Raw genomic sequence first — 17,960 nt, forward strand, 5'->3', positions numbered from 1 at the left:
TTACGGGGAACTCTCCGACACCGCAAGGCGGTTTAAGCCTTACCCGCTGAGCCCGAATTCTTTGCAAATTGTGTGCTCAGGGCTTGTAGATGCCGAAAGCGTGTTCCGTTGGACACCCGGTCGCTGGCCTTCATGCAAGCAAGGAACACTGGTGCCACTGACCCAGCCGCTATCGGAACCCGAGGCGCAAGACGCCTATCTGTTCCGCGAAGGAACGCATTCCCGCTTGTACGACCTTCTGGGTTGCCATCCATCGAAAGAGGGTGGCGCCCGGTTCGCGGTGTGGGCGCCCAACGCGGAGTCGGTTGCGGTGGTCGGCGACTGGAACCATTGGTCCGGCGATGCCGACCCGCTGGCACCGTCGCCGGACGGCACGGGCATCTGGCAGGGCCACGCGTCCCACGCGGCGCCCGGTCAGGCCTACAAGTACCGCATCCGCTCGCGCCACGGGGGCTATGTGGTCGACAAGGCCGACCCCTTCGCGTTCTGCGCCGAACACCCGCCCGCCACGGCCTCGCGCATCTGTGAACTTTCCTACGCATGGAACGACGCCGAATGGATGGCCACGCGCGGAGCGCGCAACGCGCTCGACGCGCCGATGTCCGTCTACGAGGTGCACCTGGGCTCCTGGCGGCGGCGTGACGGCCTTTTCATGGGCTACCGCGAAATCGCCCATGAACTCGCGGCCTACGTGAAGCACATGGGCTTCACGCACGTGGAGCTCATGCCGGTGACGGAGCACCCGTTCTATGGCTCCTGGGGTTACCAGACCACCGGCTACTTCGCGCCCACGGCGCGTTTCGGATCGCCGCAGGACTTCATGTACCTGGTCGATCACCTGCACCAGAACGGCATCGGCGTGCTGCTCGACTGGGTGCCTTCGCACTTTCCCACCGACGAGCACGGGCTCGCGTATTTCGACGGTACGCACCTTTATGAGCATGCCGATCCGCGGCAGGGCTTTCACCCGGAGTGGAATTCGAGCATCTTCAACTACGGCCGGCCGGAAGTGCGCAGCTTTCTGGTGTCGTCGGGGCTCTTCTGGCTCGACCGCTACCACCTCGACGGGCTGCGGGTCGATGCGGTGGCGTCGATGCTGTACCTCGACTACGCGCGCAAGCACGGCGAGTGGATTCCCAACCGGCACGGCGGCCGCGAGAACCTCGAGGCCATCGATTTCCTGCAAACGCTGAACCGCGCCGTCTACCGCGAGCACCCCGACGCCATCACCGTGGCCGAGGAGTCGACCGCGTGGCCGCGCGTCTCCCGCCCAACGGACATGGACGGCCTGGGTTTCGGCGAGAAATGGAACATGGGCTGGATGCACGACGTGCTCGCCTACATGAAGGAAGAGCCCGTCCACCGCAAGCACCACCATCACAAGATGACGTTCTCGCTGGTGTATGCGTTTCACGAGAACTTCGTGCTTCCGCTCTCGCACGACGAGGTGGTGCACGGCAAGGGCTCGCTGCTCGGCAAGATGCCTGGCGACCCTTGGCAGCAGTTCGCCAACCTGCGCGCGTTGTTCGGGTTCATGTGGGCACACCCCGGCAAGAAGCTGCTGTTCATGGGCGGCGAGTTCGGGCAGCGGCGCGAATGGACGCACGACGGCGAACTCGAGTGGTGGGTATGCGATCTCGAAGGGCACTCGGGGTTGCAGCGGCTGGTTGCGCAGCTCAACCGGGTGTACCGCGGCGCACCCGCGCTCTACCAACAGGACTTCACCGCCTCGGGCTTCGAATGGGTCGTGGCGGACGACGCCGAGCGCAGCGTGTTCGCTTTCGTGCGCAAGGCGCGTGACGGACATCCGCCGCTGCTGGTGGTCAGCAACATGACGCCGGTGCCGCGCACCAACTACCTGCTGGGCGTGCCGCAGGGCGGCTCCTGGCACGAACTCATCAACACCGACGCGGTGGAGTTCGGCGGTTCAGGCTGGGGCAATCTGGGCGGCGTCGAGTCCGCACCGGTGCGCGCGCATGGCCGCATGCAGTCTGTGTGCATGACCTTGCCGCCGCTCTCCACGCTGATTCTCGAACACCGGCCATCATGAAAAAACTGTTCGCCATTCCGCAGACGCCCGTAGCTTCCAGAATGCCCGATGCGCCCCACGGCGACCGGCGCGCGGTGATCGACACCGTCCTGCCTTCGGTGGACAACGGCCGCTTCCCGGTCAAATGCATCGTGGGAGAAATGGTGCGCGTGAAGGCGCATTGCTTTACCGACGGCCACGACGTGCTGCGCGTGCAGCTGTGCTGGCGCGCGCACGACAAGACCGAGTTTCGCGAGGTGCCGATGAAGCTGCTCGTCAACGACGTGTGGGAAGCCGCCTTCTCGCCGCCCGCGCTCGGGCGCTACTTCTACACCGTGGTGGCGTGGGTCGACCCCTTCGAATCGTGGCGCAGCGAGATGGCGCGCCGCGTCGAGGCCGACGACGTGCGCATTGCATCGCAGGTGGGCGCACTCGAGGTGGCTGCGGCCGCCGAGCGGGCCGAAGGCGCGGACCGGCAGGCGCTTGCACGCTGGGCCACCGAGCTCGATGCCGTTGCAGCCCATCCCGCCACGGAGGTGTCGACCCTCAAGGCATTGGCGCTGGACGAAGAGCTTGCCATGCTCGCGCGCCGCCACCCCGACCGCCGGCACGAGGTGCGCTACCCGGTCGAGCTGCCGCTGGAGGCCGAGCGCGAACGCGCGCGCTTCAGCACCTGGTACGAACTCTTCCCGCGTTCGGCGAGCCCGACGCCCGGGGTGCACGGCACCTTCAAGGACGTGGAAGCCCGCCTGCCGGCCATCGCGGCCATGGGTTTCGACGTGCTCTACTTTCCGCCGATTCACCCCGTCGGCCGCGTGCAGCGCAAGGGGCCGAACAACGCGCTGGCCAGCGGCCCCGACGATGTCGGCAGCCCCTGGGCCATCGGCGCGGCGGAGGGCGGCCACAAGGCCATTCTGCCGGCCCTCGGCACGGCGGAAGACTTTCGCCATCTCTACGCACAGGCCGCGGCGCACGGGCTCGAGATTGCGCTGGACATCGCATTCCAGTGCGCGCCCGACCACCCCTACGTGAAGGCGCACCCCGACTGGTTTCGCTGGCGTCCCGACGGCAGCGTGCAATACGCGGAGAACCCGCCCAAGAAGTACCAGGACATCTACCCCTTCAACTTCGAGAGCGAAGACTGGCGAGGCCTGTGGGCAGAGCTGCGCAGCGTCATCGAGCACTGGATAGGCGAGGGCGTGCGCATCTTCCGCGTCGACAACCCGCACACCAAGGCCTTTCCGTTCTGGGAATGGGCGATAGGGGAAATCCGGCGCGAGCACCCGGAGGCGATCTTTCTTGCCGAGGCCTTCACGCGGCCCAAGGTGATGCATCGGCTGGCGAAGCTCGGCTTTTCGCAGTCGTACACCTACTTCACATGGCGCAATACCAAGCAGGAGCTGACCGAGTACTTCACCGAGCTTTCCACCGCGCCCGGCATCGACTACTTCAGGCCCAACGTGTGGCCGAACACGCCCGACATCCTGCACGAGCAGCTGCAGGGCGGGGAACCTTCCGTGTACATGGCGCGGCTGGTGCTCGCCGCCACGCTGTCGGCCAACTACGGCATCTATGGGCCGGCCTTCGAGCTGCGCGAGCACCTGCCGCGCACGCACGGCAGCGAGGAATACCTCGACTCCGAGAAATACCAGCTGCGCCACTGGAACCACGACGACCCCGGCAGCCTGGCGCCGTTCATCGCCCGGGTGAACCGCATCCGCCGTGAAAACTCCGCACTGCAGTGGGACCGCAGCCTGCGGTTTCTCCAGATCGACAACGACCAGCTGCTGGCCTATGCCAAGGTGTCCGAGAGCGGCGACAACGTGATCGTGACGGTGGTGAACCTCGACCCGCACAACGTGCAGTCGGGCTGGCTCGAATTCGACCCGCAGAGCGTGGGCATCGATCGCACCCGCGCGTTCCAGATGCACGACCTGCTGAGCGGGCAGCGCTTCATCTGGCAGGGCGGATGGCACTTCATCCGGCTCGATCCGCACAGCGTGCCCGCACACATCTTCGTGGTGCGGCGGCGCCATGGCGACGAGCGCGACTTCGACTATTTCCTGTAAGGCCGCGCCCATGAATGCACCTGTCTCCCACATTGCGCTTGAAACGGTCGAGATCGACATCAGCGACGATCCGCTGTGGTACCGGGACGCGGTGATCTACCAGCTCAACGTCAAGGCGTTTTTCGATTCCAACAACGACGGCATCGGCGACTTCAAGGGCGTGACGGCCAAGCTCGACTACGTGAAGGAGCTGGGCGTCAACACCATCTGGCTGATGCCGTTCTATCCCTCGCCGCTGCGCGACGATGGCTACGACATCTCCGCCTACGAAGACGTGAACCCGCAGTACGGCACGCTGGACGACTTCCGCGAGATGCTCGACGCCGCGCACGAACGCGGGCTGCGGGTGATTACCGAGCTGGTCATCAACCACACCTCGAGCGACCATTCCTGGTTCCAGGCCGCGCGCCGCGCCCCGCCCGGCTCGCCCGAGCGCGACTTCTACGTGTGGAGCGACACCGACCAGATCTACCAGGGCACGCGCATCATCTTCACCGACACGGAGACCTCGAACTGGGCCTGGGACCCGGTGGCCAAGGCCTACTACTGGCATCGCTTCTTCAGCCACCAGCCGGACCTGAACTTCGACAACCCCGCCGTGCTGGAGGCCATCTTCAAGGTGATGCGCTTCTGGCTCGACATGGGCGTGGACGGCTTCCGGCTCGACGCCATTCCCTACCTGGTGGAGCGCGATGGCACCAGCAACGAGAACCTGCCCGAGACCCACGCGGTGATCAAGAAGGTGCGCGCCGCCATCGATGCGCAGTACAAGAACCGCTTCCTGCTGGCCGAGGCCAACATGTGGCCGGAGGATGTGCGCGAGTATTTCGGCGACGGCGACGAATGCCACATGGCGTACCACTTTCCGCTGATGCCGCGCATGTACATGGCCATTGCGCAGGAAGACCGGCACCCCATCGTCGAGATCATGCAGCAGACGCCGGACATTCCCGAGGGCTGCCAGTGGGCCATCTTCTTGCGCAACCACGACGAGCTCACGCTCGAGATGGTGACCAGCAAGGAGCGCGACTACATGTACACCATGTATGCCGCCGACTTGCGCGCGCGCATCAACCTGGGCATACGGCGGCGGCTGGCGCCGCTGATGGAGAACGACGTCGACCGAGTCAAGCTCATGAACGGCATGCTGCTGTCGATGCCGGGCTCGCCCATCATCTACTACGGCGACGAGATCGGCATGGGCGACAACGTGTTCGTGGGCGACCGCAACGGCGTGCGCACCCCCATGCAATGGAGCCCGGACCGCAACGCCGGCTTTTCGCGCGCTGACCCGCAGCGGCTGTACCTGCAGCCCATCATGGACCCGATGTTCGGCTACGAGGCGCTCAACGTGGAGGCGCAGGCGCGCGACAGCAGTTCGCTGCTCAACTGGACCAAGCGCATGCTGGCCGTGCGCAAGACCAGCCATGCCTTCGGCCGCGGCAAGCGGCGCTTTCTGAAGCCGGGCAACCGAAAGATCCTGGCCTACCTGAGCGAGTACGGCGACGACATCATCCTGACGGTGTTCAACCTGTCGCGCGCCGCGCAGCCGGTGGAGTTGGACCTCTCGGCCTTCAAGGGCCGCGTGCCCATCGAGATGCTGGGCCGCGCGCCCTTTCCGCCCATCGGCGAGCTGCCGTATCTGCTCACGCTGGCTTCGTACGGCTTCTACTGGTTCAGGCTCACCTCCGACGCCGAAATGCCGAGCTGGCACCAGGAGGGCGTGGCGCTGCAGGAGTGGCCCACGCTGGTGCTGTTCGACGGCTGGATCAGCTTCTTCCGCGACCGCGTCATGCCGTGGCGCATCGGCATGTCCGAGCGCATGCGTGCGCAGTTCGAGCAGGAGGTGCTGCCGCGCCACATCGAGATCCAGCGCTGGTATGCGTCGAAGGGAACGACCATCGAACGTGCGCGCCTGGCGGACCACGCCGTGTGGGAAGCCGGTTCGCTGAGCTGGATGCTGCCCTTGCTGGAGCTTGACGGCCCGCCCGGCGGCGCCACCTATTTCATGCCCCTGGCGCTGGCCTGGGAAGAGCGCGACGAAGAGCGCATGGCCGGCGTGGCGCAGGCCGCGGTCGCCAAGGTGCGGCAGCAGGCGCAGGTGGGCCTGATGGGCGACGCCTTCTACGACGAAGCCTTCTGCCGCGCGCTGCTGCAGGCCATCCGCGATGGGATGGAGCTGGAAACCGCACATGGGCGGCTGCGGTTCCGCGCGACGGCGGCGTTTGCGGCCATCGAGGCCGACATCGCCAGCCTGTCGGTCGGCCGGCCGAGCGGCGTAAGCAGCAACACGGTGGTCACGCTGGACGAAACCCTGTTCCTCAAGGGCTACCGGCACCTGCGCGAAGGCCTGAACCCCGAGTTGGAGATGGGCCGCTTCCTGACCGAGGTTGCGCACTATCCGCATTGCGTTCCGGTGCTGGGCGCGCTCGAATACACCGCCAACGATGGGCGCACCATGACGTTGGCCATGGTCCAGTCGTATGTGTCCAACCAGGGCGACGGCTGGGACCACACGCTCGGCTACCTGGAGCGGTTCCTGCGCGATTTCGCCACCACCGATGGAACGCTGCCTGACCCGCTGGCCGTGCACGGCGGCTTCCTTGCGCTCATGGCCACGCTGGGCCGGCGCACGGCCGAGCTGCACGAGGCGCTGGCGATGCGCACCGGTGCTGCGGCATTCGAACCCGAGCCGCTGCTGGCCGACGACATCGCCCGCTATGTGGCGCAGGCCCGGTCCGACGTGACTTCGACGCTCTCGCTGCTGCGCGAAAGGCTCGGCCAGTTGCCGGCCCCGGCACAGATCGACGGTCAGGCGCTCCTCACCATGGAAGACGCGCTGCAAGCTTCCATTGCGGCGCGCAGGCCGCAAGCGCAGGGCGGCATCAAGAGCCGCTACCACGGCGACTTCCACCTTGGGCAGGTGCTGGTGCGGGACAACGATTTCGTCATCATCGATTTCGAAGGCGAGCCGGCACGCGGCTTCGACGAGCGCCGCACCAAGGGCTCGCCGTTGCGCGACGTGGCCGGCATGCTGCGCTCTTTCAACTACGCACGCTGGTCGGCCCTGCGGCGCGTGGCGCAGAGCGTGGAAGAGGCCGCCTATCTGGCGCCGCCGGCCGCGGCCTGGGAGCAGGCGTCGCGCCAGGCCTTCATGGACGGCTACACGCAGGCGATTGCAGGCGAGGGCAGTGCACGCATCGACACCGAACTGCTCACGCTGTTCGAACTCGAGAAGGCGCTGTATGAGCTGCGCTACGAGCTCAACAACCGCGCCGACTGGGCGCAAGTACCGCTGAACGGCGTGCTCGCGCTCCTGCAGGCGGAGCGGTCCGGTTGATGCTTGCACCGCATTCGCCGCATTCGCCGCATTCGCCGCTTTTGTCCGCAACCGCAATCACGCACCGGAGAGACTCATGGACCGATTTGGCATTCACCTGGAGCCGCTGAACGCGATGCTCTACCAGGTCGGGGCCTTCGTGCCGCGCCTGGCCATCGCACTCGTGGTGGTGCTCGCCGGCTGGCTTGTCGCCAAAACGGTGCGCTTTGCCGTCACCAAGGCGTTGCGCGCCATCAATTTCAACGTGCTGACCGAGCGCGCGGGGCTGGACAACTTCCTGCGCCAGGGCGGATGGGGCGGAGACACCAGCAGCCTCTTCGGCGTGCTGGCCTACTGGCTGGTCATTCTGGCGGCGCTGCTGGTGGCGTTCAACGGCCTGGGCCTGAGCTACATCGCCGACCTGCTCGGGCGCATGGTGTGGTTCGTGCCGAATCTTTTCATCGCCTTGCTGGTGCTTGCCTTCGGTTCGTATTTCGCCCGCTTCGTGGGAGAGGCGGTGTCGAGCTACTTTCGCGGCGCGCAACTGCGGGACGCCGTGCTGCTGGGGCAGATCGCACGCTATGCGGTCATGGCCTTCGTCATCCTGATTGCGCTGGACCAGATCAAGGTGGGCGGCGACATCGTGCGCGAGAGCTTCCTGGTGGTGCTGGCGGGCGTGGTCTTTGCGCTGGCCCTGGCTTTCGGGCTCGCCGGCAAGGACTGGGCCGCGGAGCAGATCGAGCGCTGGTGGCCCCGCTTGCCGAAGAAGAACGAGCCCCACGGCGGTACCGGGGGAAGTGTCAACAAGGGCAGCCCGCCCGACGACCGGCCGCCGCGCTGACTTTCGCTGCTGACCTTCTTTCTTTCTCTTTTCCACCCGGTTCTTTTCTCCCACATACGACTTGATGACACGCAGCAAACGACCCTCCATCACGGCCGTGTGGCCGGGCCGCCCTTACCCGCGCGGCGCCAATTGGGACGGGGAGGGCGTGAACTTCGCGCTTTTTTCCCAACACGCACAGGGCGTGGACCTGTGCCTTTTCGACGAGAAGGGCCGCCACGAAATCCAGCGCATTCCGATTCGCGAGCGCACCGACGGCGTATGGCACTGCTACCTGCCCGAGGCGCGCCCCGGGCAAGCCTACGGCTATCGCGTGCATGGGCCCTACAAACCGGAGGAAGGCCACCGCTTCAATCCGCACAAGCTGCTGGTCGATCCCTACGCGAAGGACCTGGTCGGCGAACTGCGCTGGGGCGACGCGCTCTACGGCTACACCGTGGGCAGCAAGCGCGAAGACCTTTCGTTCGACCGCCGCGACAGCGCGCCGCTCGTGCCCAAGGGCCGCGTGCTGGAGCCGGCGTTCACCTGGGGCGACGACCACCGGCCGTCGATACCCTGGCAAGACATGGTGATCTACGAGCTGCACGTGCGCGGCTTCACCATGCGCCACCCCGATGTGCCCACTGAATTGCGCGGCACCTACGGCGGCTTGTGCTGCGCACCGGTGGTCGACTACCTGAAGCGCCTGGGCGTGACCACCGTCGAGCTCTTGCCGGTGCACAGTTTCCTGAACGACAGGCACCTGGCCGAGAAGGGCCTGCAGAACTACTGGGGCTACAACTCGCTGGCCTACTTCGCCCCCGAGATGCGCTACAGCGCCTCGGGCAAGGTGAAGGAGTTCAAGACCATGGTGAAGACGCTGCACTCGGCGGGCATCGAGGTGATTCTCGACGTGGTCTACAACCACACCTGCGAAGGCAACCAGCTCGGCCCCACGCTCTCGATGCGCGGCGTGGACAACGCCTCCTACTACATCGTGAACGCGGAGAACCGGCGCTACTACGACGACTTCACCGGGTGCGGCAACACGGTCAACCTCGAGCATCCGCATGCCCTGCAACTGGTGATGGATTCGTTGCGCTACTGGGCCGAGGAGATGCATGTCGACGGCTTCCGATTCGACCTCGCCTCGGCGCTGGCGCGCGAATCCGGCAAGGTCGAAAACCTCGGCGGATTCTTCGATGCGATCCGGCAAGACCCGACGCTCAACCGCGTCAAGCTCATTGCGGAGCCCTGGGATCTCGGCCATGGCGGCTACCAGGTGGGCAACTTTCCGCTCGGCTGGGCCGAATGGAACGACCGCTACCGCGACGGCATGCGCGGCTTCTGGAAGGGCAACGCAGGTGTGATCGGCGAGGTCGGCAAGCGGCTCACCGGCTCTGAAGACCTGTACGGCTGGTCGGGCAAGCGGCCCCACGCGAGCATCAATTTCATTACCGCCCACGACGGCTTCACGCTCAATGACCTCGTCTCCTACAACGACAAGCACAACGAGGCGAACGGCGAAGACAACCGCGACGGGAGCAGCCACAACATCTCATGGAACTGCGGCGCGGAAGGGCCCACGCCGGACCCCGGGATCGTGGCGCTGCGCGAGCGCCAGAAGCGCAATCTGCTGGCCACGCTGCTGCTGTCGCAGGGCGTTCCCATGCTGCTGGCCGGGGACGAACGCGGCCATACGCAGAACGGCAACAACAACGCCTACTGCCAGGACAACGACATCAGCTGGATCGACTGGACGCCCACGCCGGAGCGGCAGGCGCTGATCACCTTCGTGGAGCGCACCATCGCATTGCGGCGCGCCCACCCTTCGTTCCGGCGGCGCAGCTTCTTCGCCGGCAAGCCCTCGGAAGCCGAAAGCGTGACCGACGTGATCTGGCTCAAGCCCGACGGCGCCGAGATGCGCCCCGAGGACTGGAGCGATGCCAACGCCAGGTGCTTTGCAATGTACATGTCGGGCGGCGGCATTGTCGACCGCGGGCCGCGCGGCGAAGCGCTGCACGACGACGACTTTCTGGTGCTGTTCAACGCGCACCACGACGAGATTTCTTTCACGCTGCCTGCCGCGCCTTACGGTGCCTGGCGGCTGTTGCTGGACACGGCAAGCGGCTCGCCGCCGCCCGCCACCGAGGATGTGGCCGCGCTCGCGCCCGCCTGGTCGGAGCCCGCCTATCCCTTGCAGTGCCGCTCGCTGGTGGTGCTGAGCCGGCCGGACGTGCGGCCATGAAGCGGGGCCACCGCATGCCCTTCGGCGCTACGGTGCATGGGGGCGGCGTGGACTTTGCGCTCTGGGCGCCGTCGGTGGACGGCATCGTGCTCGTGCACACGCCGGCCGGCGGAGCGGCCGCATCGCACGCGGTAAAGCGGAACGCCGAGGGTTGGCACCGCCTCACGCTCGCGGATGCGTGCCATGGCGACAGTTATGCCTACCGGCTGCCCGACGGCACCACCATGCCCGACCCGGCTTCGCGTTTCAATCCGCAAGACGTCCATGGCCCGAGCCAGGTCGTCGACCCGGGCCGCTTCGAATGGACAGACGCGGCCTGGCGCGGACGCCCCTGGCACGAGGCGGTGATCTACGAGTTGCACATCGGCACCTTCACCGAAGAGGGCACCTTCCAGGCTGCGCGGGAACGGCTTGGCGAACTGGCGGAGCTTGGCATTACCGCCGTCGAGCTCATGCCGCTCGCGGACTTTCCGGGCGCACGCAACTGGGGTTACGACGGCGTGCTGCAGTTTGCGCCCGACGCCAGCTATGGATCGCCGGACGACCTGAAGGCGCTGGTCTGCGCCGCGCACGCATTGGGGCTGATGGTGCTGGTCGACGTGGTCTACAACCACTTCGGGCCGGAGGGCAATTACCTGCACGCATGCTGCCCCGAGTTCTTCAACGCGGCAGAGCGCACGCCCTGGGGTGCCGCAATTAACTTCGACGGCGCCCATTCGCGCACCGTGCGCGACTTCTTCATTCACAACGCGCTGTACTGGGCGGAAGAGTTTCACCTGGACGGCCTGCGCATGGATGCAATCCATGCCATTCGCGATGCTTCCCCCAAACACATCGTGCAGGAAATCCGCGAGGCGCTGAACGCCGGTCCGGCGCGCGAGAGGCATGTGCACCTGGTGCTGGAGAACGATGCCAACCAGGCTTCCATGCTCGCTCGCGACGGCAACGGGCACCCTGTTGCGGGCACCGCGCAGTGGAACGACGACCTGCACCACGCCGCGCACGTACTGGCCACCGGCGAGCGCGACGGCTACTACGCGGACTATGCCGACGACTCTGCCTGCCGCTTCGCGCGTGCGCTGGCCGAAGGCTTCATTTACCAGGGGCAGCCATCGGCATTCCGCGGCGGCGAGGCGCGCGGCGAACCCAGCACGCAGTTGCCGTCGACGGCTTTCGTGTCTTACCTGCAGACCCACGACCAGGTCGGTAACCGTGCCTTCGGCGAGCGCATTCATGCGCTGGGTGACCCGGTGCTGGTGCGCGCGGCGTTTGCCTGCGTGCTCCTTTCGCCGCACGTACCGATGCTCTTCATGGGCGACGAGTTCGCGGCGTCGTCGCCGTTCCTGTACTTCTGCGACTTCGGTCCCGAGCTGGCCACCGCCGTGGCTGACGGGCGGCGCGCGGAGTTCGGCGGCTTTGCGGCCTTTGCGGACGAAGCGGCCCGTGCGCGCATTCCGGATCCGAATGCCGAAGAAACCTTCACCGCCTCGAAGCTGCGGTGGCGCGAGCGCGGCACACGGCCGCACTTTGCGAGGTTGTGCGAAATGCAGCAATTGCTCGACGTGCGCCATCGCCTGCTGGTTCCGCACCTGGCGGGCGCACGCCGCGCGGGAAGCCATCGTTGTGACAACGGTGTCGTGCAGGTGCAATGGGAGCTGGTGGGCATTGCTGCTGATGCGCCGGCCAAACGCCTTCATTTGCTCGCCAACTTCGGCGCACAGCCGGCCACGCAAGCCGCGGTGCCGCGCGGCGAGGCGATCTACAGCTCGGGTGCCGCGGTGGATGCCGCGGGCCTGCGGCTCGAGCGCGGCGCGGTGCATGCGACGCTGGAGGACATGGCCGGTGGATGATTCGAGTCAGTGGCCCGCCGATGTGCTGGAACGCCTGTGCAGGCACTACGGCATCTCCGCCGCCTATTTCGACGCCTTTGGAACGCAGCGCCAGGCCACGCCCGAAAACCTTGCCGCGTTGCTGGCCGAGTTCGGTGTGCAAGCGGGTGCCGCATCGGGCGATGCGGCCGAGCCCTTCTCCATGCCGGCCATGCCGCCGGTGCTGGTGGTGGCACCGCACGCGCCGCATTGGGCCGTGCATCTGTCGCAGGGCCGACTCGCGGGCAGGCTTCGCTGGCAGCTTCGCGATGAGGAAGGACGCCTGCGCAACGGCGAGGCCGATGCGCATCCGCAGCCGGATGGCGGCGGCACCCTGCACCTGACGGAACCGCTCGCGCCCGGCTATCACTGGCTGCAGATCGAAGGTCTCGAAGGCGAGACCATGGTCATCGCCTCGCCCGGCCGCTGCTACCGGCCGCCCGCGGTGCGCGACGGCGGCCGTGTCTGGGGACCGGCCGTTCAGCTGTACGCGCTGCGCTCGCCGCGCAACTGGGGCATCGGCGATTTCGGCGACCTGGAGGCGCTGATCGACAGCATGGCCGGGCAGGGCGCCGACGTGGTCGGGCTGAACCCGCTGCACGCACTGTTCCCGACCGACCCGCAACGCGCCAGCCCCTACAGCCCTTCGTCGCGGCAGCGGCTCAACGTGCTGTACATCGATGTCGAGGCGGTCGACGATTTCGTCGCCTGCGAACCCGCCCGGCGACGCGTGGAGTCGCCCGAGTTCCAAGCCAGGCTGGCGGCACTGCGTGCGGCGCCGCTGGTCGACCATGCCGGCGTGGCGGCCGCCAAGTTCGAAGTGCTCGAGCTGCTCTTCGAGCACTTCAGAACGCACCATCTTTCATCGACCGGTGCCCCGGACAACCTGGGCGAAGCCTTCCTGGATTTCGTTTCGGAGCAGGGCGAAGCGCTTCGCTGCCACGCGTTGTTCGAAGCGCTGCAGGCCCACTTCGCCGCGGCGGATCCGCAATGCTGGGGCTGGCTCGCATGGCCGGAGGCCTACCGGCAGATCGACTCGCCCGAAGTGCAGGCCTTTGCGGCGCAGCATGCGGATCGCCTGCAATACCACCAGTACCTGCAATGGCTGGCCGAACGCCAGCTTGCGCGCGCCGGCCAGCGTTGCGACGCGCTCGGCATGGGCATCGGGCTCTATCTAGACCTAGCTGTTTCGGTGGACCGCGGCGGCTCCGACGCGTGGGGCGCGCAGCATTGCTTCGCGGTCGGCGCCAGCATCGGCGCGCCGCCGGACGAGTTCAATCCGGCCGGGCAGAACTGGGGGCTGCCGCCGCTGCGCCCGGACCGCCTGCGCATTCATCACTACCGGCCTTTCGTGCAGATGCTGCGCGAGAACATGCGCCATGCGGGCGCGCTGCGCATCGACCATGTGATGGGGCTGATGCGCCTCTTCTGGATTCCGCCGGGCCGCACCGCGCACGACGGCGCATACGTTCGCTATCGGGTGGACGAGATGCTCGCCATCGTGGCGCTCGAAAGCCATCGCCATCGTTGCATGGTTGTGGGCGAAGACCTGGGGACGGTGGAAGACGCGATGCGCGAGGCGCTCGCGCGCGCCGATGTCCTGTCTTACCGGCTGCTCTACTTCGAGAAGCAGCACGGCGGCGGGTTCACGCCGCCGGCGGCATATCCACCCGCGGCGCTGGTGGCCATTAGCACGCACGATCTCGCCACGCTCGCGGGTTGGTGGTCGGGCCATGACCTCCGGCTGCGGCTGGCGCTGGGCCTTTTCCCCGACCCCCGGCTGTTCGATACCCAACTGCTCGGTCGTGCGCAGGAGCGCATTCAATTGATGCTGGCGGTGCGCGAGGCAGGGCTGCTGTCGGACGACGAAGCGGCACAGGCGCTGTCGCTTGCAACGCCTTCGCCGAAGACCATGCAGGCGATTCATGCATACCTTGCCGCGGCGCCGTCGGCGCTGATGGTGTTTCAGCTGGAAGACGTGGCCGGCGAGGTGGAGCAGGCCAACATGCCGGGCACCATCGACACGCATCCGAACTGGCGTCGCAAGCTGGTGTCGTCCATCGACGCGCTGGCCGCAAGCGATGCCATGCAAGGCCTGGCCGGGCATCTGCGCGCGATACGGCCGCGCCGCAGCGTGGGGGCGGAGCCCGCGCCACTGCTGCAGGCGCGCGTGCCCCGGGCCACCTACCGCCTGCAGTTCCACAAGGGCTTCGGCTTCGACGATGCCATTCGCGTGCTGCCCTACCTGGCGCAGCTCGGCGTGAGCCACGTGTATTGCTCGCCGATCCAGCGGGCGCGTGCGGGCAGTACGCACGGCTACGACGTGGTGGCCCACGCGGAGATCAACCCCGAACTCGGCGGCGCCGAAGGCTTTGCGCGCTTCGTTGCGGCGCTGCGGGCCAACGGGCTCGGGCAGCTGCTCGACATGGTGCCCAACCACATGGGCGTGCTCGGCGCCGACAACGCATGGTGGATGGACGTGCTGGAGAACGGCCCGGCCTCGCTGTTCGCGCAGCACTTCGACATCGACTGGCAACCGCTCAACGAAGAGCTGACCGGCAAGGTGCTGCTGCCGGTGCTCGGCGGCCACTACGGCGAAGTGCTTTCCAGCGGCGAACTGGTGCTGCATTTCGAAGCGGCAGAGGGAAGCTTTGCGCTGCGCTACTTCGACCACCGGTTTCCGCTGGCGCCCGAAACCTATCCCGCGGTGCTGGGGCGTGCGCTGCCGCATCTGAAAGACCCGGCGCTCGCGGCCGAACTCGCCAGCCTTTCGACCGCCTTCAGGCACCTGCCGGGCCGCCATGCGCAGGCGCCTTTCGAACGCACCGAGCGCGTGCGCGACAAGGAATTGTTCAAGGCGCGCCTTGCCCGGCTGGTGCAGGCGCATCCCGCGCTGGCGCGCGCCGTGCTTGCCGCCGTGGCCGAAATCAACCTCGCGTCGGAAAGCGCGCGTGACGAGCTGCACCGGCTCATCGACGTGCAGGCCTACCGGCTCGCCTACTGGCGCGTGGCGACCGACGAAATCAACTACCGGCGCTTCTTCGACATCAACGACCTGGCGGCGGTGCGCATGGAGCGCGACGAGGTGTTCGAGGCCACGCAGGCCTTCGCGCTCGACCTTGCCGCGGCCGGCACGGTGGACGGGTTGCGCATCGATCATCCCGACGGCCTGTATGACCCCGCGCGCTATTTTCGGCAACTGCAGGAAGGGTTTGCGCGCCGAGCGGGCATCGTGCTGCCCGCTGCGGGACCGGACGGCAGGCCGCCGCGTCCGCTGTACGTCGTCGCCGAGAAGATTGCCGCCTCGGAAGAAGAAGTGCCCGTGGGTTGGCACGTGCACGGCACCACCGGCTACCGTTTTGCCAACGTGGCCAACGGCGTGCTGCTGAACACCGCCGCGGCCGACGCACTGCGGCAAACCTGGCATGACTTCACAGGCGAAGCGCAAGACTTCGACGCGGTGGCCCGCTCGGGCAAGCACGAAGTGATGCGCAGCGCACTCGCGTCGGAACTGAACGTGCTTTCCACCGAGCTGCTCAGAATTGCACGCGCCGACCGCAGCACGCGCGACTACACGCTGAACGCATTGCGGCGCGCGCTGGCCGACGTGGTGGCGTGCATGCCGGTGTACCGCACCTACATCGTCGATGCGCCTTCAGCGCAAGACGCGCATTTCATCGATGCCGCCACCGACGCCGCCGAACGCAAGAGCCTCGATGCCGACCGCTCCATCTTCGCTTTTGTGCGCCGTTCGCTGCGCGGCGAGGCCGCGGAGCATGCGCCGGCTGCCTTGGCCGAACGCGTGCGCCGGTTCGCGATGCGCTTTCAGCAGTTCAGCGCGCCGGTCGCGGCCAAGGGCGTTGAAGACACCGCGTTCTATCGGTACTTTCCGCTCAGCTCGCTCAACGAGGTGGGCGGCGAGCCCGATCAATTCGGCTTCGACGTGGACGAGTTTCACGCACTCAGCGCCGACCGCGCGCGGCACTGGCCGCACACCATGCTCGCGACCTCGACGCACGACAACAAGCGCTCGGAAGATGTGCGAAACCGCATCGACGTTCTTTCTGAAATACCCGGCGAGTGGCGGGATTCGCTGGCGCGCTGGCATGGGCTCTGCCGCGAAGGGCACGACGCGGATGCCGCCGCACCGTCGCGCGCCGACGAGTACCTGCTCTACCAGACGTTGCTGGGCACCTTGCCCTTCGGCGGCCTCGATGCCGCAGCCGTGCCGGCGTACCAGCAACGCGTGCTGCAGTACATGCACAAGGCCGCGCGCGAAGCCAAGCTCCGCACACGCTGGACCCAGCCCGACCCGCAGTACGAAGCGGCGCTCGAGGCCCTGGTGCAAGGAATTCTCTCGGACCGTTCGGCAGGCGGATGCCTTGCCGATATCCAGCGCATGGCCGATCGCCTTGCGTGGTTCGGTGCCTGGAATGGCCTGACGCTGACGCTGCTGAAGTACGCCGCGCCCGGCGTGCCCGATCTCTACCAGGGAAGCGAACTCATAGACCTGAGCCTGGTCGATCCCGACAACCGGCGGCCGGTGGACTATGAGTTGCGCGGGAAGCGGCTCGATCAGCTTCGCGCGATGGTTGACCAGACCAATCTACCGGCGCACGTGCAGTCGCTCGCCGAGGCGCCGCACGACGGCAGCGCGAAGCTCTGGTTCATCTGGCGGCTGCTGTCGATGCGGCGTGAGCATGCGGCGCTTTTTCGTGAAGGCGGGTATGAAGGGCTGACGGTCGAAGGGCCGATGGCGCGGCATGTGGTGGCTTTTGCGCGGAGGCACGAAGGGCGGACGCTGGTGGTGATGGCGGGGAGGTTATTTGCTGGGATTGCGCGCATTGGGGCGGATGGTGTCGCGCCGATGCTTCCTGAGGCGGCTGCCTGGCGGGGGACGAGGGTGGTGCTGCCTGAGGGGTTTGGGAGTGCGGGGTTGGAGAACGTGCTTACCGGGGAGCGGCTGGTGGTTGACGGCAATGTCGTTGCGCTTGATGAGGCGTTTTTTCGAATGCCTTGGGCGGCGCTCAAGGGCTGAGCACCTGGTTCATCGAATCAGTTAATCGCCGGGCCGAGATGTACGGGCGGCTGGACAGTCGTTCCGCGACAACAGCACTCGCGAACTTTCATATTCATTCTGAACTTGGAGGAGTAAACCACTTCGCGCTTCCGTTGCCTGGCCGCAGACTATCGGCTAACCTGAAACAACTTGTACGGATGTAGCCTGGTGGCGTGCCTCTCCCTGAGAGAAGCGTTTTATCGGTGGCCGACGAGTAGCGGTCTTGATGCTCAAAGGGGGAGTGGGGAATGGGAAAGTCGCTTTGGCCACCACAGCGGCGGATTTCATCGTGGGCGCCGGCGCAGTGGTCCATCGTAGAAAGCCGAATTGAGACACGCCCCCCGCAGCCGTCCTATTGCCGCCCAACGTGGGCGATGCTCCTGGCTCAGCTCGCCGCTTTCCCTACGTTGCTCTGGGCTTCAGCGACCTCGCGTGCGTTGCTACACCTATCAAACAGGGTGTTCATTGCTCTCCTCCAAATCATCCTTGTTTTAGCGGCCGTCTTTGCAAACGCTCCTTCGCTAGCCGCAGTTAAACCGCTTCCTTAT

At 66.5% G+C, this 17,960-nt stretch carries 7 protein-coding genes; all 7 read left to right on the forward strand.

All coding sequences use genetic code 11. The annotated features are described in order from the left end of the window. Positions 1 to 151: 151 nt before the first annotated feature. The 7 genes from glgB (at position 152) to ABIC94_RS11325 (ending at position 17,391) form a co-directional block, all read left to right on the forward strand. Positions 152 to 2,050, forward strand: coding sequence for a 1,4-alpha-glucan branching protein GlgB (glgB, locus tag ABIC94_RS11295; RefSeq protein WP_354373104.1), 1,899 nt, complete (start codon positions 152 to 154; stop codon positions 2,048 to 2,050). After that, positions 2,047 to 4,098 carry an alpha-1,4-glucan--maltose-1-phosphate maltosyltransferase gene (locus ABIC94_RS11300; protein ID WP_354373105.1) on the forward strand — a complete coding sequence of 684 codons (2,052 nt, stop codon included), beginning with the start codon at positions 2,047 to 2,049 and terminating at the stop codon, positions 4,096 to 4,098. Before glgB ends, ABIC94_RS11300 begins: the two co-directional genes overlap by 4 nt. Positions 4,099 to 4,108: 10 nt before the next feature. Further along, positions 4,109 to 7,438 (forward strand): maltose alpha-D-glucosyltransferase, encoded by a 3,330-nt coding sequence (gene treS / locus ABIC94_RS11305; protein WP_354373106.1) that lies wholly within the window; start codon positions 4,109 to 4,111, stop codon positions 7,436 to 7,438. Positions 7,439 to 7,514: 76 nt separating this feature from the next. Next, positions 7,515 to 8,258: a mechanosensitive ion channel family protein gene (locus tag ABIC94_RS11310; RefSeq protein ID WP_354373107.1), complete on the forward strand. Its 744-nt coding sequence runs from the start codon at positions 7,515 to 7,517 to the stop codon at positions 8,256 to 8,258. Between the two features lie 64 nt (positions 8,259 to 8,322). Beyond that, a complete protein-coding gene (gene glgX / locus ABIC94_RS11315; RefSeq protein WP_354373108.1) occupies positions 8,323 to 10,485 on the forward strand; it encodes a glycogen debranching protein GlgX in 2,163 nt (720 codons plus the stop codon). Further along, the gene (gene treZ, locus ABIC94_RS11320; protein ID WP_354373109.1) at positions 10,482 to 12,335 is read left to right on the forward strand and encodes a malto-oligosyltrehalose trehalohydrolase; all 1,854 of its coding nucleotides are present in this window, start codon (positions 10,482 to 10,484) and stop codon (positions 12,333 to 12,335) included. The genes glgX and treZ overlap by 4 nt, the downstream gene beginning before the upstream one ends. Then, positions 12,328 to 17,391 (forward strand): malto-oligosyltrehalose synthase, encoded by a 5,064-nt coding sequence (locus tag ABIC94_RS11325; RefSeq protein WP_354373110.1) that lies wholly within the window; start codon positions 12,328 to 12,330, stop codon positions 17,389 to 17,391. Before treZ ends, ABIC94_RS11325 begins: the two co-directional genes overlap by 8 nt. Positions 17,392 to 17,960: the final 569 nt, after the last annotated feature.

Source organism: Variovorax paradoxus (assembly GCF_040544635.1).
GTDB classification, from domain to species: domain Bacteria; phylum Pseudomonadota; class Gammaproteobacteria; order Burkholderiales; family Burkholderiaceae_C; genus Variovorax; species Variovorax paradoxus_R.

Bases quoted from the DNA above. Each gene is read 5' to 3' on its own strand.
- ABIC94_RS11300 (WP_354373105.1), top strand. From the start codon at position 2,047: ATGAAAAAACTGTTCGCCATTCCGCAGACGCCCGTAGCTTCCAGAATG.
- treS (WP_354373106.1), top strand. From the start codon at position 4,109: ATGAATGCACCTGTCTCCCACATTGCGCTTGAAACGGTCGAGATCGAC.
- ABIC94_RS11310 (WP_354373107.1), top strand. From the start codon at position 7,515: ATGGACCGATTTGGCATTCACCTGGAGCCGCTGAACGCGATGCTCTAC.
- glgX (WP_354373108.1), top strand. From the start codon at position 8,323: ATGACACGCAGCAAACGACCCTCCATCACGGCCGTGTGGCCGGGCCGC.
- treZ (WP_354373109.1), top strand. From the start codon at position 10,482: ATGAAGCGGGGCCACCGCATGCCCTTCGGCGCTACGGTGCATGGGGGC.